The 21,537-nt window shown below is 31.5% G+C and carries 17 protein-coding genes; 11 read left to right on the forward strand and 6 right to left on the reverse strand.

Annotation, left to right across the window (positions count from 1 at the left end; translation table 11 throughout):
- Window positions 1-37 precede the first annotated feature (37 nt).
- Window positions 38-3,019, forward strand: a complete 2,982-nt coding sequence (locus NH26_RS03980; protein WP_084812052.1) for a T9SS type A sorting domain-containing protein — start codon at window positions 38-40, stop codon at window positions 3,017-3,019.
- A gap of 19 nt (window positions 3,020-3,038) precedes the next feature.
- Here NH26_RS03980 and NH26_RS03985 read toward each other — a convergent pair whose 3' ends face one another.
- The gene (locus NH26_RS03985; RefSeq protein WP_242427297.1) at window positions 3,039-4,211 is read right to left on the reverse strand and encodes an oligosaccharide flippase family protein; all 1,173 of its coding nucleotides are present in this window, start codon (window positions 4,209-4,211) and stop codon (window positions 3,039-3,041) included.
- Between the two features lie 193 nt (window positions 4,212-4,404).
- Between NH26_RS03985 and NH26_RS03990 the strand changes: the two genes are divergently transcribed.
- The 3 genes from NH26_RS03990 (at window position 4,405) to NH26_RS04000 (ending at window position 7,178) form a co-directional block, all read left to right on the forward strand.
- Window positions 4,405-4,869, forward strand: coding sequence for a GreA/GreB family elongation factor (locus NH26_RS03990; RefSeq protein WP_044221899.1), 465 nt, complete (start codon window positions 4,405-4,407; stop codon window positions 4,867-4,869).
- A gap of 58 nt (window positions 4,870-4,927) precedes the next feature.
- Window positions 4,928-5,761, forward strand: coding sequence for a hypothetical protein (locus tag NH26_RS03995; protein ID WP_044221902.1), 834 nt, complete (start codon window positions 4,928-4,930; stop codon window positions 5,759-5,761).
- Window positions 5,762-5,891: 130 nt separating this feature from the next.
- Entirely contained in the window at window positions 5,892-7,178 is a 1,287-nt protein-coding gene (locus NH26_RS04000) for a hypothetical protein (protein WP_071397081.1), read from the forward strand.
- 338 nt (window positions 7,179-7,516) lie between these two features.
- Here the strand turns inward: NH26_RS04000 and NH26_RS04005 are convergent, their stop codons facing one another.
- From NH26_RS04005 to folD, 4 genes are all read right to left on the reverse strand, one after another.
- Entirely contained in the window at window positions 7,517-7,906 is a 390-nt protein-coding gene (locus NH26_RS04005; protein ID WP_044221908.1) for a methylglyoxal synthase, read from the reverse strand.
- Window positions 7,907-8,086: 180 nt separating this feature from the next.
- Complete coding sequence (locus NH26_RS04010; protein ID WP_044221911.1) at window positions 8,087-9,919, reverse strand: TrkH family potassium uptake protein; 1,833 nt, start codon at window positions 9,917-9,919, stop codon at window positions 8,087-8,089.
- A 270-nt stretch (window positions 9,920-10,189) separates the two neighbouring features.
- Window positions 10,190-10,834 carry a 7-carboxy-7-deazaguanine synthase QueE gene (locus NH26_RS04015; RefSeq protein WP_044221915.1) on the reverse strand — a complete coding sequence of 215 codons (645 nt, stop codon included), beginning with the start codon at window positions 10,832-10,834 and terminating at the stop codon, window positions 10,190-10,192.
- 111 nt (window positions 10,835-10,945) lie between these two features.
- Window positions 10,946-11,836, reverse strand: coding sequence for a bifunctional methylenetetrahydrofolate dehydrogenase/methenyltetrahydrofolate cyclohydrolase FolD (folD, locus tag NH26_RS04020; protein WP_044221918.1), 891 nt, complete (start codon window positions 11,834-11,836; stop codon window positions 10,946-10,948).
- A 283-nt stretch (window positions 11,837-12,119) separates the two neighbouring features.
- Here folD and aat point away from each other — a divergent pair, with 283 nt between their 5' ends.
- Together aat and NH26_RS04030 are read left to right on the forward strand one after the other, a co-directional pair.
- Complete coding sequence (aat, locus tag NH26_RS04025) at window positions 12,120-12,824, forward strand: leucyl/phenylalanyl-tRNA--protein transferase (protein ID WP_044221920.1); 705 nt, start codon at window positions 12,120-12,122, stop codon at window positions 12,822-12,824.
- 48 nt (window positions 12,825-12,872) lie between these two features.
- Entirely contained in the window at window positions 12,873-14,327 is a 1,455-nt protein-coding gene (locus NH26_RS04030; protein ID WP_044221923.1) for an aminoacyl-histidine dipeptidase, read from the forward strand.
- A 95-nt stretch (window positions 14,328-14,422) separates the two neighbouring features.
- Here NH26_RS04030 and NH26_RS04035 read toward each other — a convergent pair whose 3' ends face one another.
- A complete protein-coding gene (locus NH26_RS04035) occupies window positions 14,423-14,935 on the reverse strand; it encodes a thioredoxin family protein (RefSeq protein WP_044221926.1) in 513 nt (170 codons plus the stop codon).
- Between the two features lie 77 nt (window positions 14,936-15,012).
- Between NH26_RS04035 and NH26_RS04040 the strand changes: the two genes are divergently transcribed.
- The 5 genes from NH26_RS04040 to NH26_RS04060 all read left to right on the forward strand — a co-directional run bounded on the left by NH26_RS04040 (window position 15,013) and on the right by NH26_RS04060 (window position 21,482).
- A complete protein-coding gene (locus tag NH26_RS04040) occupies window positions 15,013-15,312 on the forward strand; it encodes a nucleotidyltransferase family protein (protein WP_044221928.1) in 300 nt (99 codons plus the stop codon).
- Window positions 15,305-15,658 carry a HepT-like ribonuclease domain-containing protein gene (locus NH26_RS04045; RefSeq protein WP_044221931.1) on the forward strand — a complete coding sequence of 118 codons (354 nt, stop codon included), beginning with the start codon at window positions 15,305-15,307 and terminating at the stop codon, window positions 15,656-15,658. The genes NH26_RS04040 and NH26_RS04045 overlap by 8 nt, the downstream gene beginning before the upstream one ends.
- Window positions 15,659-15,739: 81 nt before the next feature.
- Window positions 15,740-17,878, forward strand: a complete 2,139-nt coding sequence (locus tag NH26_RS04050; RefSeq protein WP_044221934.1) for a S9 family peptidase — start codon at window positions 15,740-15,742, stop codon at window positions 17,876-17,878.
- 278 nt (window positions 17,879-18,156) lie between these two features.
- Window positions 18,157-19,458 (forward strand): dicarboxylate/amino acid:cation symporter, encoded by a 1,302-nt coding sequence (locus NH26_RS04055; RefSeq protein ID WP_044221939.1) that lies wholly within the window; start codon window positions 18,157-18,159, stop codon window positions 19,456-19,458.
- 152 nt (window positions 19,459-19,610) lie between these two features.
- Window positions 19,611-21,482, forward strand: a complete 1,872-nt coding sequence (locus tag NH26_RS04060; RefSeq protein ID WP_044221942.1) for a peptidase U32 family protein — start codon at window positions 19,611-19,613, stop codon at window positions 21,480-21,482.
- Window positions 21,483-21,537 lie beyond the last annotated feature (55 nt).

The raw sequence follows: 21,537 nt of genomic DNA on the forward strand, positions 1-21,537 counted from the left end.
GTGTATCTTAGTTTCGTAGTAAAATTGATAAAAAAAAATGAAATATTTTATAATTACACTGACATTAATTTTAATATTGAATATATCAACCAAAAGTCAGGTATTAATAAGTGATTCTTTAGCATTAGTTTCTTTAAAAATTGAGAACCCTAGTTCATTAATTAATTGGGAATTGAATGACCCAATTTCGACATGGGAAAGAGTGAAAATTGTAAATAACCGAGTTTCTGAATTATTGATTTATAATTGGAGAATTGAAAACATTCCAGATAATTTCTCAAATCTAACAGAATTAACATTACTTTCTCTTTATGGGAATACAAATCTAAATTATCCTGATAATATCAGCTCTTTAACAAAGTTAGAAGAATTAAACTTAGGTAAAATATATATTTCAAGAATACCAAATTTTGTTTTTACTATTCCTAACCTAACCAAATTAAAAGTACAAACAAATGAAGAATTAACTACTTATGACACAAGAATTAATAATTTTAACCTAAATTTAATTTGGTATCAAGAAAACAAACTCCCATTTTCCGAATTAGAAAAAATTGAATCTAAAAACATCTCGAACACTTGGATTTTACCCCAAAGAAATAGTGTCATAGGAAATGATACTATTGTTTATTACCAAAGTTCGTACCATTTAATTGCACCAGATACAACAAATAATAATGTATACAAATGGTATAAAGATGGTAATTTAATATCGGATGAAATAAACAATAATTTAATAGTAAATGAGGATGGTCAATATAATTGTGTAATTACAAATACTAGGTATACAGGTTTTAATGTAAGTTCTGCAAATATAAATATCACCAACAATACAGAATTTCTTAATGACTCGTTAATTTTAGTGAAATTATTTAATGAAAACATCTACAATAAATTAGAATGGCCATTACCTAATAATAATAATAATGTTTTATTAAAAAACTGGAAGGGAATAACCCATTCAGGTTTTCAAGGAGATAAAATTTCTACTGTACAAATAAGTAACTCAAATATATATTTTATTCCCAAACAATTTAATTCTATAAATCGTATTGATTCTCTTGACGTCTCAAGTAATCATCTAAATTTTGATCAATTATATGGGATAAAAAATATAACTGTAAATAGTTATCTATCTTATTCTCCTCAAAAAAATGTCGGAAAAGAATCATCTATAGGTTTTGAAGATACAGCATTGACAATTGATGTCGACAAATCAGTTACTGACACCTCTGGTAGAAATCAATACCAATGGTATAAGGATAACATAATTATTACAGGAGCAAACCAAAGAACTTATACCACGTCTGAAATAGGAACTTATCATTGTGAAATCACCAATCCCGATTTCCCTGACTTGACTTTATATCAAAATAATATTTTCATTTTCGATCAAAATCTTTTTAATCAAGACTCCACCATAGTACGTCAAATAAGTGAGTCAAATATTGGCAATACTTTAGGTTGGAACTTAAATGATCCTATTTCAACTTGGAATGGTGTGAATTTAAGAGGTGGACGAGTAAATGGATTACATTTAACCAATAAAAATTTATCAAACTTACCTACAAATATAAATAACTTAGATAAATTGGATAGTTTAAATGTATCCAATAATAATATAAATACCCTACCAATAACTTGGAATTCACTTACTGAATTAACTTATCTTGATTTTTCTGAAAACCAAGTTTCAACTATACCCCTTGAATTGTATAGTTTAAGTAATATTACACACCTTAATATAAGTAATAACATCATTGCAGTTTTTGATGATTCAATAAGTAATTTGATTTTACTTGATTTTTTTGATGTTTCCAATAACCTATTCACCTTTGATGATTTACTACTTGTAAATAAAGACAATATCACTTCTTTCAACTATACTCCTCAAGGACTTGCAGGGCAAGAACAATTTATTGGAACTGCTGGTATAATTGAAATTAGTGTTGATGCAACTGTAGATCCATACGTAACAACAAATTCATATCAATGGTTTTATGAACGAAATATAATTATTGGTGAAACAGAAAGAACTTATACCGTTAATAATCAATATGGTATTTATCATGTTACAATTTCAAATTTAGAATTACCTGGTTTAACATTAAGAACTTCTGATATAAATGTAACACCAGAAGCTACATTTGTGACTGATTCTTTAGCCTTAATTACATTACTGGATGGTAACCCAAATCATCAATTGGATTGGATAACTACTACCCCAGTTGGATCATGGGAAGGAATTAAAGTTGATGGTTTATCTACAAGAGTAATATTTATTGATGTTTGGAGTAAAAATTTAGATACTTTCCCTTCAAGTTTAGCTACTTTAGATTCACTTCACGAGATAAATTTTGGTTCAAATAATCTCACTTCATTACCCCAAGAATTAGATCAATTGAGCGCTTTAGAATATGCTAATTTTTCAAATAATCATCTAACATTTGTTGAATTGAATAAAGTCCAAATTGACACTAGTTATAATTTTGTCTATCAGAACCAGAAAAATATTGGCGAAGAAAGCACAACGGTAACTTTAGAAAATGGGTTCAACTACTTAATTGTACCTGATGATAGTAAAACTTCAGATGATAATTTCCAATGGTACCGCAATGGAGATGTAATTAATGGGGCAACTTCAGATTCATTAAGGGTGAATAATATTGGAGAGTATAATTACACTATCGTTAACCCTCATTATCCAGATGCACTTTTGTCCTCATTTAGTATTACTGTTGATGGAGAAGTCACAAGTATCAATGATGGAAAAGAAAGTATTATTAAAGTATTTCCTAACCCAAGTAACGCTCTTATTCATGTACAGACGATTTCGAGTATATATATATCAGATATATCTATTTATTCAACAAATGGCTCAGAAATGTACAGTGTTGTTAAAACATCAATGTCATTGAATAATTGGGAATTGAATATTAGCAGTCTTAGTAAAGGGGTTTACATCATGAAAATTGTCACCAATAATGATATTATAAATATTAAAATTCAGAAAAATTAATAAACCATGAAATTGTTTATTATTTTAAACTTTTCAATAGCATCACCCCACCCAAAATTAAAGAAACCCCTACTACCCCTAAGATAAAAATCATCAACCCATAAAAATAAAAAAGACCAAAACAGCATAAAAGAAGGACCTTTCCAATAATATTCACTTTCAATGTAAAAGTGATTTGTCCTTTTGCATTTAAATATATTTCTGAGAATATATAAATGCTCTGCGTGAAGATTAAAAAAGAAAGAATAGAGAATAATTGACCGCTTTCACGCCAAATCTCTCCGAAAAAGGTTATGAAGAGTAGCTCTGCAGTAAAATAGAAAATGATAGAAATCGATAAGGTCATCACTCCTATCATCAAAATTGATTTTTTGAATAAATCATGTTCTGATTTTTTGGAGAAGTAGGAGAAAAATAAATTCTTAGTGATTTGTTGTATCATCATGACTAATTGTTGTTGTATGGATTTCGCTTTGATATATCCTCCAACTACTATTGCACTACTTAAAGAAGAAATCACTAAAATGTCTAATTGGTCAAAAATCTTATTGATTCCCCTACTAAATGTTCTCTGAATAGCAAAGTTCTTAAGTACACCGATATCTTCTAGTTCAATACTAGGCTTCCATTGTTGTAAAAAGAATATGATACTACTTTGTATTGTATATCTACTTATAAAGTTAATTACTAAAGCATATACCCCCCATCCACAATAGGCTAAGGTTAACCCAATAATTGAAGATATGATTACCGAATATATCTGAGCTTGGGCAATTAACTTAAAATTCAAATCTATTTGTGCCTTTCCTATCATCATATTACTGATGCCATCAAATAAATAGAATATACTTAATAGTATTGATGGGTAATATGGAAAAGGGATAATTTCAAATAAATGAAAGATTGGATAAATTAAATTGAAAAGTATAAAACAGATTACACCTAAAACAAGTACTATCCAAAAGGCTTTACTCAGTTGTTTATCATTTAATCTGTTGTTCTGAACGATAGCCTCATCAATTGAAAAATCTTGAAATACTTGTAAAATATTTACAGCCACCATCATCATTCCAAACTCAGCATAATCAGAGGGTGTAAGAAATCTCGTCATAAATATGGAAGATATGACAATGATGATCTGACTTGTAATCTTTGATGAAACTTCGAATGTGAGATTTTTTATAAAACTCAATGTGCTAATGAATACTTTACTTTCACTAAAAAAATTTCTTTAAAAATAGAGAATAGTAAGGAGTTCGGAATTAGGAGTTAGGAGTTTTTTATATCAAACGGTAAAAATTATCGAAAACTAATGCTTTAAGGATACAAACTAGATCTATTTTTAGAAAAGATTCTTATTTTTGTTGCTTAATTAAACTAAGAAGATGAATAACTCTGCGTATATCACAATTGAAGGAATGGAGGGCTTGCAACAAGAAGTGCAGGTACTTTGGGAAGAAAGGAAAATAGTAACTGAGGCAGTTTCTGAGGCGGCAGCAATGGGAGATCGTTCAGAGAATGCTGAATATATATATGGTAAAAAGAAGCTTAGAGAAATTGATGGACGTTTGACTTATTTAAGACGTCGTATTGGTGCTGTAAAAGTTTTTGATCAGGATATTGATGAAAACAAGGCTATGTTCTCTGCTTATGTTACCTTTAAGGATCAAATAAATAATGTAATGACACTTCGTTTAGTCGGACCTGATGAAGCGGATATCAAAAAGCAATCAATTTCTATTGCCTCTCCAATAGGTAAAGCTCTTTTGAATAAGGAGATTGGAGATACTGTTGATGTCATTACTCCTGCTGGTAAAAAAACTTTCACTATTCAGAAAGTAAAATATTAGCAAGGCACAGCATTTGATTGTCTTATAAACATGAATATTACTTAAAGAATCTATAAATATGATCTATAAAAACATTTTTCTAACTTTTACTTTTTTACTCCTTACTCAACTAACAGCTGTTGCTCAAGATTGGTATGTATTACATGTTTCTGGTAATATTATGAATACTACTACCAATGCATTAGTAAAATCTGGAGATATGTTAGGTGAAGATCTAGCTCTTCAATTTGATACTGAAAATGCAAAAGCGGTGGTAATTGCTCGATCTAAAGGAAAAATGTTATTAGACGGAAGCAAGAGTACTCGAAATGAGAATGGGGAATTTATGAGTTTAGTTTCTCAAGTCCTTTTTCCTGTTCAATCAAACAAAATGATGAGTACTCGTCGTGTTACTTTTGGAGGTGAAATGGATATTTCATATTATTTCAATGGTGGATCTTATGTTTTCATGAGTGATTCTGTTGTTATGAAGGTTGATAAATTCAGATATCCCCTATCGGAAAACAAAAAAATGGCTGTGCGTTTTAATTCTGATGGAGAAACTTACAACCGTTGGATTGAAAACTATGGATCTGAAAATAACATATTAATCGATACAAAAGCTGTATTTGAGGGTGTTAACCCAAGTCATATCGATATGGTTGATGTCTATTATCTAGACATGAGTAACGATAAACCTAATCCTAAACATATTGGTAGTTTTGATCCTATCTTCATTAATGAGGACAAACTAAAAACTGAACTTATTTCTTTAAAAACATTCTTGTCAGAACATCAAAACGAATCTGATCAAACTGTTAAACAAGAACTTTATCAATATGTTCTAGATATTTACGGTAAAGTGGATGAGGAAATGTTTAAAGATTGGAGTAATGCTGTTGGAGTAATGTAATATCGAAGTTAGGAGTTGTTTAACCAGCATGTAAAGTATTTTACAATAGTCATAATAAAAATGGACTCTTAATAGAACTTGAACAACCTATTGTTATAATTGTGAGAGTACAATAATATTTTTTTAAATAATGAGCAAACCAAAGAAAAAAACTGACAGACTCATCTTCCGTATGCAGAACAATAGTGTTCTTATGTGGTGTGTTTCTATGTTTCATGCATTATTAATGATGTTTGGATTGATGTATTATATGTCGCTTGTATATGTAATGCCTGATGAAATATTATTAATTGAAACGCTTTCTATGGTAAAAAATGCTTTATTAGGTGTTGAAGATAAACCATCAAAAGATCGATTTTTATTTGTGAATTGTTCTTGGGAAAAAGGCTTGACAGCAAAAAGAGATACCAACGATTTTGTGATTGGTAATGTGGATATCACCAATAGAAAATCAATCACAAAATTTGTGAATCAACTTAATCAGAATCCTGATAATCATGAATACCTCTTGGTCGATGTTAGGTTTTATGATAAATCAGAAGATGATAGTTTGATGCAAGCTGCATTTGCTCAATCAAAAAATACTATTGTATCTTATCATAAAGGTGCAGATGGTAAACCTCATTATCCAGTGGTAGATGTTCCTATTGGTTTATCTGACTTACAGGTACAAGAACTTAATCATGAAGAAACATTTGTACTAAAATATCACATTATTCAATCGGACTCTCTAAAGTCCACACCTCTCCTAATGGCAGAAAATATGTATGGGGAGAAGATTGAAAAAGGATTCCTATTCAACAAGTTTAGAGGAAACTATATGTTGGATAGTTATATATTAGATTACCTAATTCGTCCATATGATATATTTGTTTCCAACGAATACATGTACATGCAGATGCATGAACTAATAAATATGCCTCCATTCTTAATTGAAGATTATACCAAGGATAGAATTATTGTTTTAGGAGATTTTGAGGATCATGATATTCATAAAACTATTTATGGTTTCCTTCCAGGGCCTCTAATCCTTACGAATGCTTTTATAACCCTTGAAAAAGGTTACAATAAAATCACACTCGGATTTTTTATTTTCATCTTCATTTGCTTCACTTATATTTCTCACAAAGCACTTACATTTCAGGATCTTGTCACGAAATTCATGCAAAAGTTTTTCAACTCAGATCATTTCTTAATGGAACTCTTACAAGATTCATTATTCTATCTTGTGTTTTTCGGGATAATGTCTGTTATCTCCTACTTCTTTTTTAATATTCATTTAACTGTTTTAATTCTTTCATTCTATATGTATGGAGTAGAACAAGGCTTACTATTCTACAAGGGTTATATTGAAGAGAAGTCGAAAGGGAAGTCTAAAATAACAGAAAAGGTGACTGAGGAACATCCCCACGATTAAAATCGTGGGTTACTTAAGATCTTATTTATAAGACTAAAGTCTTTATAAAAATATCTACAACCTAATTTTCAGAACACTTCAGTGTTGTGAAAAATCAACACTAAGAAACCCATGATTTCAATCATAGGCCTAACTATCTATGTTCATCTTCTCAATCTAACATCCCCACGATTAAAATCGTGGGTTACTTAAGTATGTTTTTTATAAGACTAAAGTCTTTATAAAAAATATCTACAACCTAATTTTCAAAACACTTCAGTGTTGTAAAAAATTTACACTAAAAAAACCCATGATTTCAATCATGGGTTCCTCTTTTTCTCTCCTTCTTGTCCTACCAACTACTTCTTAAAAACATCTCTAATACCTGCCATCAATAATTTACCTGACGCAGGGTTTGTAGCCAATGGCACATCGTACATATCACAAACACGCATTAGCATTTGAACATCTGGTTCATGTGGGTGTTTTCCTAGTGGATCTCTGAAGAAAAATACAGCATCAACATCACCTTCAGCAACCATTGCAGCAATCTGAGCATCACCACCTTTTGGTCCAGATAATTTACAATCAACCTCTAAACCTGCTTTCACTAAATGACTACCAGTGGTACCTGTAGCTACAATTTTAATACCTGAAAGAATGTCCATATAATCTTTAAAAAAGCCTACCATTTCAGCCTTTTTACCATCATGGGCAATCATAGCCACTCTTTTTAATTCGTTGTTCATAGTTTATGATAATTAAAAAATATTTCTAATTTGATATATTAAATTTAGTCCTATTCAATTCGAAATATAACAGTTATTTAGTTTTTGTAGAATGATAGATATTACCTTTTAGTTTCAATTCTATATTAAAGTTGAAAACTCCTACCTCCTACACACTAATTTAATACAAGGTTGATCTTATTATCCTACCATTACATGAGCTTCAGGATATTGGTAACTATTTGTATTTACCGTTGAACTCAAAGCGAGTGCTAAAGTTAATGTACCAACACGACCAATATACATTGATAGAATGATTACTACTTTTCCAATCGAAGATAATTCGCTAGTAATACCCATACTTAAACCAGCTGTTCCAAAAGCTGAAATTTGTTCAAAAATGAGAGGGAGTAATTCAATTTTCGGGTTCTCAAGTTCCGTTATACTAAGAATAAAAAGTGCAAGTAAATTATAGATAAGGGCAAACATAAAGATTGAATAAGATCGTTTGATGTTTTCATCAGAAATCGTCCTTTTCCTTACGACTATTCTTTCTTGCCCACGTATTATTCCTATAGATGATAAAAGTAATAAATAAAATGTGCTACTTTTTATACCTCCACCTGTTGATCCAGGAGCTGCTCCAATAAACATTAAAAATATCATCACTAAAATGGTTGGAGGTTTCATGCTACCAAAATCCATTGAATTAAAACCAGCAGTTCTAGTAGTTACTGATTGGAAGAATGAAGCAATGATTGATTCTACAAAAGATCGATCTTGTCTTAATGAATCAATTTCTAAGAAAAAAACCGTGATCATACCTACTAATATTAATATGATTGTTGAGTATAATGATATTGATGTCCCGATAGAATACTTTTTCCAAGGATTTTTTAATCGATCTTTAATTTTCGCTGGTGAGAAAATCTCTTCAATAGTAGTAAAACCAAAACTCCCGAAAATAATAATAATTCCAATCACCATATGCAAACCGTACATATGCCTTAAATCGATGATTCCAGTATCAAAGCGTGTGGTATCTAGTGCTGTAATACTTGTATTTAAACTATCAGGAAATAAACTGAATCCTGCGTTACAAAACGCTGAAACAGAATGAAAAATGGAGTACAATACTTTTTGTGTGAAGCTGTTGAATTGTAATGAATCCTCCCAAGCAAAGAAAATGGCTATAGCACCTATTGTTTCTATCCCTAAGGTTAATAATATTACTTTTCTTAATAATCCCGTTGCAGATGAAAGGTCTTCACTACTTAAAACATCTTGTATAATCGTTTTATGTTTTAATGATACACCTTGAGACATAAACGTAGCAAAAAACGTAGCGAAAGAAACAATACCAATTCCTCCTAGTTGTGCCAAAAGTAAAATCACTAATTGACCTTGCTCAGAAAAATATTGCCCTGTATCTACTACAGCCAACCCCGTAACACATGACGCACTTACAGATGTAAATAAAGCATCTAAAAAATTCAAACTCGACTCTCCTATAGTTGCTTTTGGTAACATCAAACAGAAAGCTCCAAATAGAATTAAAATGATGAAACTAAAAATGAAAGTGGTAGAAGGCTTTACTTTATATTCAGAAATCAATACCGACACTTTAGTAATTTCTATCATTACTAAAAAAGTCAATGCAGCATAAACCACATGTTGATATACTTGATTTACTTCTCGATCGATATTAAAACCAACAAAAAAATGAAATAACCCCAATAGAGTTATAAAACTTAGAAAGGCTCCTTCGAACCAAGTTGATTTAATAAATTCTAATCTATAATTGGTAAAAACCGTTCTTAGAGCATAATTACTTATATATATGATAAAAAGTACTGGTACTATATTTCTAATGAAATGTTCATCTGTTTGCTCCAAATAGAATCCATACTCAAAAATGACAAAAACTATTGATAAAGTTGAAGCCACTATTGCAGAAATTCTTTCGTATCGAAATACTGATGTCTGATACTTTAAAAGCCATTGATTGATAAAGTCTTTAGTACCGGTATTCATTTTGAGGAGTTGAGTGAAAAAGTTTGGAGTAATATATGAATTTTGTTACTCATCCAAACTATAAATATAAGTTGTGGGAATGTATTTCAAAAAAGAAAAAAGAAAATGTGATACTGCTTACAATGAATTCACTAAGAATGAGTTAGATATGAGTTTAATAATTAAATCTTATGTGTTGTTATAATCCTTTAATTCAATAAAAAAACACCCGCAATTTCTATTTGAGGGTGTTCCTTTTGTTCTTAAGAATCTATATAATTAATATAAAAACTAAGGTATATCAATATACTTGTGTGTTTGCAAACTCAATTGCCATTCTGGATTGTTTTTCACAAATTCCACAAGCATAGGTGTTACTTCTTGTCTCTTAGACCATTCGGGTTGTATGTATAACTTACAATCCTTATTCAATTTCTCAGAAAGATTGATAGCCCATTGTATATCAGATTTATGATAAACGACTACTTTAAATTCTGATGCTAATTGATAAGCTTCCTCAACTGGCTTCTTAAATTTCTTTGGAGATAAAGTGATATAATCTAAATGCCCTGTGAATTGATGAGTACCAGATGTTTCAATATTGATATGAAACCCTTCGTCTTTTAATCTTTTTGTAAGAGGTGCTAAGTTATGCATAAGAGGTTCACCTCCAGTAATAATCGCTAAACGACCTGGATGCTCTTTTGCATTACTAATAATTTCTTCGATATCTAAAACGGGGTGGGCATCTTGTTCCCAAGATTCTTTCACATCACACCATACACATCCTACATCACAGCCAGCCAATCGTATAAAATAAGCAGCTTGACCTGTGTAGGCTCCTTCTCCTTGAATCGTATAAAAGGCTTCCATTACTGGAAGGGCGTTTCCTAATTTCACTCTTTCTTTTAGAGAGTAATCTATTTTCTTTACCATTGAGTCCTTTTTTTTAATACGTTGGTTGAAAAAAAGCTCTTCAAGGGGTGAGGGAACCCTTGAAGAACTCGTATATAACAAATTTGGTGATAATATTATTAAAACACCAAATTATACTGATTCCTTAACACTTTTTCTTCTAGCAGATTCTAAAGTATTCATTAAAAGTGAAACTACAGTCATAGGTCCTACTCCGCCAGGTACAGGTGTAATCCATGAAGCTTTTTCTGCTACTTCATCAAATTTCACATCACCTTTAAGTGAGAAACCTGATTTTTTTGAAGGATCTTCAATTCTTGTAATTCCAACATCAACAACTACAGCACCTTCTTTTACCATATCGGCAGTAACAAATTCTGCTCTACCTAAGGCAACAATCAAAATGTCAGCTTGTTGACATTCCTCTTTTAAATTTTGAGTTCTACTGTGTGTTAGCGTAACTGTACAGTTACCCACTTTTGCATTTCTAGACATCAATAAACTCATTGGAGTACCCACAATATGAGAACGACCAATAATCACACATTTCTTTCCAGAAGTTTCAATATTGTAACGATCTAAAAGTTGAACGATACCATAAGGAGTAGCAGGTAAAAACGTAGGAAGTCCTAACATCATTTTACCTAAGTTAGTTGGATGAAAACCATCAACATCTTTCTCAGGATCAATAGCTTCAGTTACTTTTGTTTCGTTGATATGCTTTGGAAGTGGCAACTGAACGATAAAACCATCAACATCTGCGTTGTTGTTTAGTTCATCGATAGTCTTTAGCAATTCTTCTTCCGAAGTATCTGCATCAAACTTATATAAAGACGATGTAAACCCTACTTGTTCGCAAGATTTCACTTTATGATTTACGTAAGTTCTACTTGCACCGTCTTCACCAACTAAGATAGCGGCTAAATGTGGTTTCTTGCCTCCTTGGGCAGTCAGTTTTCTTACTTCTTCTGCAATTTCTATTTTTATAGCATTGGAAGTTGCTTTTCCGTCAATTAGTTGCATTGTATTTGATTTCGCACTTAAAAAATATTGAGAGGCAAAAATAATGACTTTGATTACTTTTTCATCACAATTGATTAATATTTTTTATTCTATTGGTGATATTTCTTTCTTTAACAGATACAAAGATCATGAATCGCATAAATATTGATTTTTGATATTCAACTTTTATTTTATTGATCGATCATCTTTTTAAAGCTCTTTACAATTAATAAAACTATAAGCCTCTATTTTTAGTTTGTTTATTGTATTTTTAAATTTGATAAAAATTTCAATAAATAAGCTTATGCCAATATTTCAGTTAGAAGAAGATAGTTTAATGTTCCCTCCTGCTCGCATGACAGATGAAAGTGGTATCCTTGCTGTGGGTGGTGATCTATCAGCTAAACGAATTATTGAAGCTTATGCTAGTGGTGTCTTTCCGTGGTTCAATCCCGAAGACCCCTTACTTTGGTGGTCGCCCGATCCAAGATGTGTCCTCTTTCCCGAAAACATTAAGGTTTCAAAATCAATGAAACAGCTGTTTAGGAGAAATACTTATAAAGTCACTTTTGACCAAGATTTCCCTGCAGTAATTGATGCTTGTCAAAAAATCTATCGTCCTGATCAAGGAGGTACTTGGATAACTGATGAAATGAAAGAAGCCTATATTGAATTACATCGAATTGGTTTTATGCATTCAGTAGAGGTTTGGGATAATGATGAATTAGTTGGAGGTTTATACGGTGGAGCTATGAAAAAAGCATTTTTTGGAGAATCAATGTTTTCATTTAAAAGTAATGCATCAAAATATGGTTTCATTACTTTATGTAAAAACTTAGAAGAACAAGGATATGAGATCATCGATTGTCAAATGCATACAGACCATTTGGCTAGTTTAGGGGCCGAAGAAATCCCTAGAGAAGCATTTTTATTATATACAGAAAGAAATCAACAAAGAGAATTTGATAAAATGGATTGGAATGAGAAATTTCGTTCTAATTTTTATTAATTTTCGGCGATATAATTAACATAGAATATTAAACCTACATATATAAACATGAACAAGGAAGTTGCAAGTTTACACCCAGTTCAAATTTGGGAAAACTTCGAAAGAATGAACGAGGTTCCTCGTGGATCTAAAAAAGAAGAAAGAATTATTGCTTTCACTAAAAAATTTGGTGAAGACTTAGGTTTAGAGACTATTGTTGATGATTGTGGTAACATTATTATCAAAAAGCCTGCTACTCCAGGAATGGAAGGTAGAAAAGGTATCATCCTTCAATCTCACATTGACATGGTGCATCAAAAAAATGCTGACACTGATTTCAATTTTGATACGGATGGTATTCAATCTTATATAGACGGAGATTGGGTGAAAGCAAAAGGTACCACTCTTGGTGCTGATAACGGAATTGGAGCTGCGACAATAATGGGTGTTTTAGCTTCAAAGGATTTAAAACACGGTCCTATCGAAGGTCTTTTCACTATAGATGAAGAAACAGGTATGACAGGTGCCTTCGGTTTGGTTGAAGGTGTTTTAGAAGGTGATATTTTATTGAACCTAGACACAGAAGACGAACATGAATTATGTATCGGTTGTGCAGGTGGTATTGATACAAATGTTAATTACACTTATACAGAAACTGCTGCTGAAGGAAAAGCGTATCATATTCAGTTAAAAGGTTTGAAGGGCGGTCACTCAGGATGTGAAATTCATCTAGGACGTGGCAATGCTAATAAATTAATGAACCGTCTTCTTTGGGAGACTAGAGAGAAATTCGGTTTAGAGATTGCTGAAATTGATGGCGGATCATTAAGAAATGCTATTCCTCGTGAATCATTTGCTAATGTTGTTATTGATCCAGCTAAAGCGACAGAATTTGAAGCATATATCAAACAAGTTGAAGCTGATTATCAGGTAGAGTTAAAAGTAACTGAACCTAACTTAGTGATCAACTTAGATGCGATTACTACTCCTTCAAAAGTGATGGATGTAAAAGCACAAGATGCTCTTTTATCTGCTATTTATGCCGCACCTTGTGGTGTGGTTAGAATGTCTGATGAATTAGAAGGATTGGTAGAAACTTCAACTTCAATGGCAAGAGTTCAAGTAAAAGACGGTAATGTAACTGTACAGTCTTTAACTCGTTCATCTGTTGATACGGCTAAATTTGATATTGCAAATCAACTTGATGCAGCATTTGCTATTACTGGAGGTACTATTGAACATGGTGGTGCTTACCCAGGATGGACTCCAAATGCAGATTCACAAATTCTTGAAGAAATGAAAGAAATTCATCAAGAATATTTCAAAAAACCTGCAATTGTAAATGCCGTTCATGCTGGTTTGGAATGTGGTATTATTGGTAGCCACTACCCTAACTTAGATATGATTTCATTTGGTCCTACAATCAAAAACCCTCACTCTCCTGATGAGATGTGTGAAATTAGTACTGTAGCGAGATTCTGGGATTTCTTGGTATTAACTTTAGAAAAAGTAGCTAAGAAATAAGTAATTATTAGGTAATAACTAATAAAGAATAAGTAATAGGGAAACCTATTAAATTTAGTAAGAGAGTCTGCATATATTTATTGTAGGCTCTTTTTTTATTTGTAAGGTGATTCATACACCTTTTTAAACTCCTTAAACTCCACTCCTTCGTAAGCCCCCTCATTCATAAAAGATAACATCAAGTGTAACTTTTGCTTTTTCATGTAACCTTGTACAGGATATGGATTAGCTTGAAGTTGTTCGTCCTTTCTTACCCACAAAAAGACGTAGGTTGGAAAACCCATATTTCCTCCAAGCAATGTATGTGATAATGATTCATAGGTAAATTCTTCTCCTTGAAATATTAACTTGGAATGATTTTCTGCATTAATTTTAACGGGATAAAAATGCTCATTGATATAACTGATTATTTGTTCATTCTTGAATGTTGTTTTATCCATCTTTTTACACCAAGAACACCAATCAGTATAAACATCAATAAAAAATTGTTTTTGCTCAGTTTTATTTTGTTGGATTGCTTCTTCGAAAGTGAGCCAATTAATGGTTTCTTGACATATGGCGGTATTTGTAATTAGTACAAAAAATAAAAGCAGGTATTTCTTAAGCATAAAATTAAATGGTTGTTTTGTGTAATTAGATTCACTTCTTTACTCTAAAAATCGTATTTTTGTAGAAAACATTGATTATGAATTCAATAAAAAACAAAATATCGAAAATCAAAGAGTTATGTGAATTGCATAATGTAGATAAATTATATGTATTTGGTTCCGTAGCAAAAAATCAAGATAAGCCAGAAAGTGATATTGACTTTTTAGTCAAATTCAGGCCTTTCGATATTACTCAATATTTTGATAATTATATGAATTTTAAAGAAAAGCTTGTAAAACTATTTCAAAAAAATGTTGATTTAGTTGAAGAACAAACTTTAAAAAATCCTATCCTTATTGACTCTATTAATAATCATAAAGAGCTAATTTATGGATAATAGAATTCAAAAATGGCTCTTTGATATCAAAATATCCATTGATGAAATTGAATCTTATTTTGCTACTGAACGAAAAGATTTTTTCAATTACAAATCAAATACAATGTTGAAAAGAGCAATTGAAAGAGATTTGGAAATCATCGGTGAAGCCGTCAATAGAATAATAAAAACAGATCCAAAATATATCAATAAAATCTCTTCAGCAAAAAGAATTGTCGGATTAAGAAACCAAGTGATTCATGCCTACGATAATATTTCTGATGAAAATATCTGGTCAATAATTATTAAACATCTTCCAATTTTGAATGAAGAAGTTGATAATTTGATTAAAAGTCAACAAAAATAACCACCAACCAATACCTCCTATTTAAATTATTAAATCCAATTCTCTACATTTACATTCGAAACAAATTAAACCATAAATTTTATGATTCTAAACACATACAAAAGCTTACTTGTAGTATTAGCAGTTTGCTTTAGTTTTTCTGTATCAGCTCAAAAAAAAGAACTAACAATCGAAGATGGGATAATGGGCTATTGGTCGTTATACCCTGAGTACAAATCTGTTTTATGGATTCCTGAAGGTAAGGGCTTTTATTCTCAAACAGATGAAAATCAAATATTAAAAGTTAATGCTAAAAAAGGTACTTCTGAAGTTTTAATCACTTTAGATGATATTAAAAACAGTAATGCTGATTTATCGCAATTAAATCGTCTTCCTCGCTATCGTTGGTTAACTTCGAATGAATTGATGTTCCAATATCAAAAAGCTTTTTATAAAATTGATATTGAAACTAAACAATCACAAAAAATTATTGATGTAAAGGGTGATAATGCAGATTACACATCAGATTTTTCTAAAATCGCCTACACAATTGATAACAATTTATACATCAGTATAAACGGTAAAGAAACTCAAATTACTGATGAAAAGAATAAGGAAATTGAATTTGGTAAAGTAGTTCATAGAAATGAATTTGGGGTGCATAAAGGTACTTATTGGTCACCTAATGGAAATGCAATCGCTTTTTACAGAAACGATCAATCAATGGTAACTGATTATCCACTTGTTGATATTTCTACAGTACCAGCTCAAAATAATCCGGTTAAATACCCAATGGCAGGGCAGAAATCTGAAGAGGTTACTTTACATGTATATAATGTAAATACTCAGCTGACTACTCCAATTAAAACCATAGGTGATAAAGAACAATATTTGACCAATGTTGTTTGGAGTCCTGATGAAAAATTCATTTATATTGGTATCTTAAATCGTGATCAAAACCATTTGGCATTAAACCAATATGAAGCAGAAACTGGTAATTTTGTAAAAACATTATTTGAAGAAAAAGACGATAAATACTTATCATTAACTCATCCGATGGAGTTCCTACCTAACTCTAATGATAAATTTATTTGGAGATCTGAAAAAGACGGGTTTGAGCATGTTTACTTATATAATACCAATGGTGAAGAATTAGCTCAATTAACTAAAGGAGATTGGGTAGTAATGGACGTAATTGGTTTTGATAAAAAGAAACAGAATCTGTTTATACTTGGAACAGACAATAATGGTTTGGACAGGGAAATCTATAAAGCCAACCTTAAATCAAAATCAGTTAAGAAAATCTCATCACTTTCAGGAGTGTATTCTAGTGTAAAGTTTGATAAAAGTAGCAATCTATTATTAGCATCATTCTCAAATATTGACACACCGAATAAACAATTCGTTTTAGATGCAAATGGTAAAGTAATCCAAACTATTATAGAGGCTAAAAATCCTTTAGCTGATTATAATGTTTCTACAATTGAACTTGGAACAATTAAGGCTGCTGATGGCACTACAGACTTAAACACGAGAATGATTAAGCCTGCTAATTTTGATCCATCTCAAAAATACCCTGTCATTGTTTATGTTTACGGTGGACCAGGTGTTCAACTAATTACGAACAAATGGCAAGCAGGTGCATCTTATTGGATGCAAACAGCTGCACAAAAAGGATATATTGTATATACTGTAGAAAGTCGTGGTTCTGAAAACAGAGGAAAAGATTTTGAACAAGCTACTCACCTACACCTCGGTGATGAAGAAGTAGATGATCAATTAAAAGGAGTTGAATATTTAAAATCTCTACCTTACGTTGATGCTGATAAAATGGCTATACATGGTTGGTCTTTTGGTGGTTTCATGACTACTTCATTAATGACAAAAGCTGCTGGTACATTTAAAGTTGGTGTTGCTGGTGGCCCTGTAATGGATTGGGATTTTTATGAAGTGATGTATACAGAACGTTATATGTCTACCCCACAGAAAAACCCCGAAGGTTTTGCCAATGCTAGTTTATTAGATAAAACAGCTTTATTAAAAGACAAATTATTAATCATTCATGGTCTAATTGATGATGTGGTTGTTCCTCAGCACTCGTTCAGATTCTTACAAGAATGTGTCAATAATAATGTACAAGTAGACTTCTTTACTTATCCTGGTCATCCACATAATGTAAGAGGAAAAGATAGAATTCACTTAATGAATAAAGTTTTAGAATATATCGATCAGAATATTTAATCTGAACCTATAGAAATTAAGAAGTAACAGTCATAAGGCTGTTACTTTTTTTATGAATTTATTTACATGAAGTATCAATTAATACTTAATAAATCTCAAAAACAGAAACTATTTAAAATTCTTACATTAACTTGTAAATTCATTTTAGCTATGTAAATATTGAAAGTAATTCGATATACTTTTACATGTCAAAGCTAAAAACATAGTGTACTCACTTACAGGGGTATATTGAATATCAATTTTAATTATACTTTTTCTTCTCAAAGGAAATCAAAGAAATGAAGAAACTTGCTTTACATTGGAAAATCATCATTGGTATGGGCTTAGGTCTAATATTTGGCCTAATGCTTAGTTATACAGAAAATGCTGGTTTTTCTACTGACTGGATAAAACCTTTTGGAACTATTTTCATTAGATTATTAAAACTCATTGCTGTTCCTCTTGTCCTTATCTCATTAGTCAATGGAGTTTCTTCTATGACTGATTTATCTAAACTTTCTAAAATGGGAAGTAGAGCTGTCGGAATATATCTAATGACCACTGTTGTTGCTGTTACAATTGGACTAATTCTAGTGAATATCGCAGAACCTGGAGCTGGTTTTTCTACAGAACTTAGAGAAACATTCATGACCAAATTTGCTGACACTGCCAATAGTAAAACACAATTAGCACAAGAAGTACAAGGAAGAAGTCCACTTCAGCCATTATTAGATATGGTTCCTGGAAATATTTTTGGAGCAATGAGTAGCAATAAAAATATGCTTCAAGTTATTTTCTTTGCTATTTTATTTGGTACAGCTTTAGTCGCTATTCCACAAGAACAATCCAAGGCAGTCAAAGAACTCTTTGCAAGTCTTGATAAAGTTATTTTAAAAATTGTTGATTTAATTATGAAGTTTGCACCTTATGGTGTTTTTGCCTTAATCGCTTCATTAATTACTGATTTTGCAGGAAATGATCCCTCCAAGGCAACACAGCTTTTAGCTGCTTTAGGGAAGTATTCATTTGTAGTACTTATCGGTCTTTTTACAATGATATTATTAGTCTACCCTACTTTATTAAAAGTATTTGCTAAAGTAAACTATAAAGAATTTTTCCAAGGTATCTTCCCCGCTCAAATGATGGCATTTTCAACATCATCTTCTGCTGCTGCATTACCCGTTACAATGAAACAAGTAGAAGAAGAATTGGGAGTATCAGAAGAAACTACAAGTTTTGTTTTACCTCTTGGAGCAACTGTCAATATGGATGGCACTTGCCTTTATCAAGGTGTTGCTGCTGTATTCATCGCGCAAGTATTTGGTTATGATTTATCATTATCTGAACAATTATCTATTGTAGTTACTGCAACTTTAGCCTCTATCGGTTCTGCTGCTGTACCCGGTGCAGGTATCATTATGTTGATTATTGTTTTAGAACAGTTAGGATTACCATCGGCTGGTATTGCGTTAATTTTAGCTCCTGATAGAATTTTAGATATGTTCCGTACGGTAGTTAATGTAACAGGTGATGCATCAGTTGCTATCTTGGTCGACAAAACAATGAATAATAAAACACCAATTGAATCTGATAACGCTTAAGTTATACTCTATATTCAATAAAATGTTTGATCCATTCTTGATGTAAAACTATACATCTCACTTTTAAAACAACTTGTATGCTCTATCATAAAAGCATACAAGTTGTTTTTTTATATTATCTTTGCACTCCATTTACACATAACTTTCATTTCATGAGATCTTTGGAATTATTAGCTCCGGCTAAAAATATAGAAATTGGTATGTCTGCAATCAATCATGGTGCAGATGCGGTATATATTGGTCCATCACAATTTGGAGCAAGAGATGCTGTTGGTAACTCCATTTCAGATATTGAGAAACTAACAAAACATGCCCACCGTTTTCATTCAAAGATTTTCGCCACAATGAATACTTTGATGTTCGATAAGGAGTTAGATTCTGCACATAAACAAGCATGGCAACTTTATGAAGCTGGTGTAGATGCATTAATCATACAAGATATGGGGTTATTGGAAATGGACTTACCTCCTATTCCTTTACATGCCAGTACACAAACTCACAACTACCACTTAGAGAAAGTAAAATTCTTAGAAAAAGTGGGATTTGATCGTGTGGTATTAGCTAGAGAATTATCCATCAAAGACATAGAAGAAATTCATAAAGCAACTAATGTAGAATTAGAAGCCTTTGTTGCTGGAGCTCTTTGTGTGAGTTTATCAGGTCAGTGTTACATGTCAAATAATGTGGGCGACCGATCTGCTAACCGTGGTGCTTGTGGTCAACCTTGTCGTTTACCTTTTGATCTTATTGATAATACAGGTAGAAAACTTGCTAATCAAAAACATCTTCTATCGCTTAAAGATTTAAATATGAGTGATTATGTTCTTCCTTTAGCAAGAGCGGGTGTCAAATCGTTTAAAATAGAAGGTCGATTAAAGGATGAATCTTATGTTAAAAACCAAGTTGGTAATTTTAGAAAAAGAATTGACTTTGTTTTAGATAAATATGGGGATGAGTTTGTAGCTGATTCACAAGGGAAAACAATGCTAGATTTTGAACCTGCTATTGAAAAAACATATAATAGAGGTTTTACGACTTATTTCTACGAAGAAAGAAATCCAGAAATTGTTCATTTTGATACTCCAAAAGCCATTGGTGATAAAGTTGGTGTGGTTAAACAAATCAAAGCCAATGAGTATTTGATTGAAATGGAAGAAGGTAAAAAATTAATTCCTGGAGATGGTTTATGTTTTTATGATAAACATGAGCAACTTCAAGGAATGAAAGTAGAACATGTAAATCAAGAAAATTGGATTAAAACCTCTCTTGTAATGGGTGTTCGTGTTGGTGCTGAAATCTATAGAAATCATGACCATCAATTTGTCAAAGAATTAAAATCTCAAAAGACTCAACGTAAGATTGAAAGTGATATTTCTTTAACATGGAAGAATCATACAATCACTTTATCTATAAAAGATATCTACGGGAATACCTATTCAGATAGTTATAAAGAACCTTTTGAGGCAGCTTCTAATAGAGAAAAATCAGAACAAAACTTAATTAAAGGTTTGAAAAAGTCTGGTAATACTATCTTTTTGATTAACAATGTGACATTACCTAACGGAGAATTACCTTTTATTCCTGGTGGACGATTAAATCAAATGAGAAGAGACTTAATTGAAGCTTTTGAGAATAAGAGAAATTCTGAATATAAACAATCTCCAAGATTAAATACAGATATTGATCATTCTTACCCCTTCCCTCAAAAAATTCAAAAATGGGATCACCATGGTAATGTATTAAATAAATTAGCTAGACAGTTCTATGCTAAACATGGAATCACAGAAATTGAAGAAGGGTTTGAAGGTAGAGAAGACAAATCAAATCTTCGTTTGATGACCACTAAACACTGTTTACGTTATCAAATCGGTCTTTGTGATGAATACGAAACTTTTGTAAAAGCTCCTGAGGATGTAAAATTCCCACTTTACTTAAAATCGAAAAACGCGAGATATAAACTTAAATTCAACTGTAAAGATTGTGTCATGATGATTGATGATGCTCCTGAAGAAGTGGAACAATAAGTAGTTTATGATATAAATATAAAAGGCGATCTCAAAATAATTGAGATCGCCTTTT

The organism is Flammeovirga pacifica, from assembly GCF_000807855.2.
Taxonomy (GTDB): Bacteria; Bacteroidota; Bacteroidia; order Cytophagales; family Flammeovirgaceae; genus Flammeovirga; species Flammeovirga pacifica.

Coding starts and splice junctions, on each gene's coding strand:
- NH26_RS03980 (WP_084812052.1), top strand. CDS start 38: ATGAAATATTTTATAATTACACTGACATTAATTTTAATATTGAATATA.
- NH26_RS03990 (WP_044221899.1), top strand. CDS start 4,405: ATGAATAACTCTGCGTATATCACAATTGAAGGAATGGAGGGCTTGCAA.
- NH26_RS03995 (WP_044221902.1), top strand. CDS start 4,928: ATGATCTATAAAAACATTTTTCTAACTTTTACTTTTTTACTCCTTACT.
- NH26_RS04000 (WP_071397081.1), top strand. CDS start 5,892: ATGAGCAAACCAAAGAAAAAAACTGACAGACTCATCTTCCGTATGCAG.
- NH26_RS04005 (WP_044221908.1), bottom strand. CDS start 7,906: ATGAACAACGAATTAAAAAGAGTGGCTATGATTGCCCATGATGGTAAA.
- NH26_RS04010 (WP_044221911.1), bottom strand. CDS start 9,919: ATGAATACCGGTACTAAAGACTTTATCAATCAATGGCTTTTAAAGTAT.
- NH26_RS04015 (WP_044221915.1), bottom strand. CDS start 10,834: ATGGTAAAGAAAATAGATTACTCTCTAAAAGAAAGAGTGAAATTAGGA.
- folD (WP_044221918.1), bottom strand. CDS start 11,836: ATGCAACTAATTGACGGAAAAGCAACTTCCAATGCTATAAAAATAGAA.
- aat (WP_044221920.1), top strand. CDS start 12,120: ATGCCAATATTTCAGTTAGAAGAAGATAGTTTAATGTTCCCTCCTGCT.
- NH26_RS04030 (WP_044221923.1), top strand. CDS start 12,873: ATGAACAAGGAAGTTGCAAGTTTACACCCAGTTCAAATTTGGGAAAAC.
- NH26_RS04035 (WP_044221926.1), bottom strand. CDS start 14,935: ATGCTTAAGAAATACCTGCTTTTATTTTTTGTACTAATTACAAATACC.
- NH26_RS04040 (WP_044221928.1), top strand. CDS start 15,013: ATGAATTCAATAAAAAACAAAATATCGAAAATCAAAGAGTTATGTGAA.
- NH26_RS04045 (WP_044221931.1), top strand. CDS start 15,305: ATGGATAATAGAATTCAAAAATGGCTCTTTGATATCAAAATATCCATT.
- NH26_RS04050 (WP_044221934.1), top strand. CDS start 15,740: ATGATTCTAAACACATACAAAAGCTTACTTGTAGTATTAGCAGTTTGC.
- NH26_RS04055 (WP_044221939.1), top strand. CDS start 18,157: ATGAAGAAACTTGCTTTACATTGGAAAATCATCATTGGTATGGGCTTA.
- NH26_RS04060 (WP_044221942.1), top strand. CDS start 19,611: ATGAGATCTTTGGAATTATTAGCTCCGGCTAAAAATATAGAAATTGGT.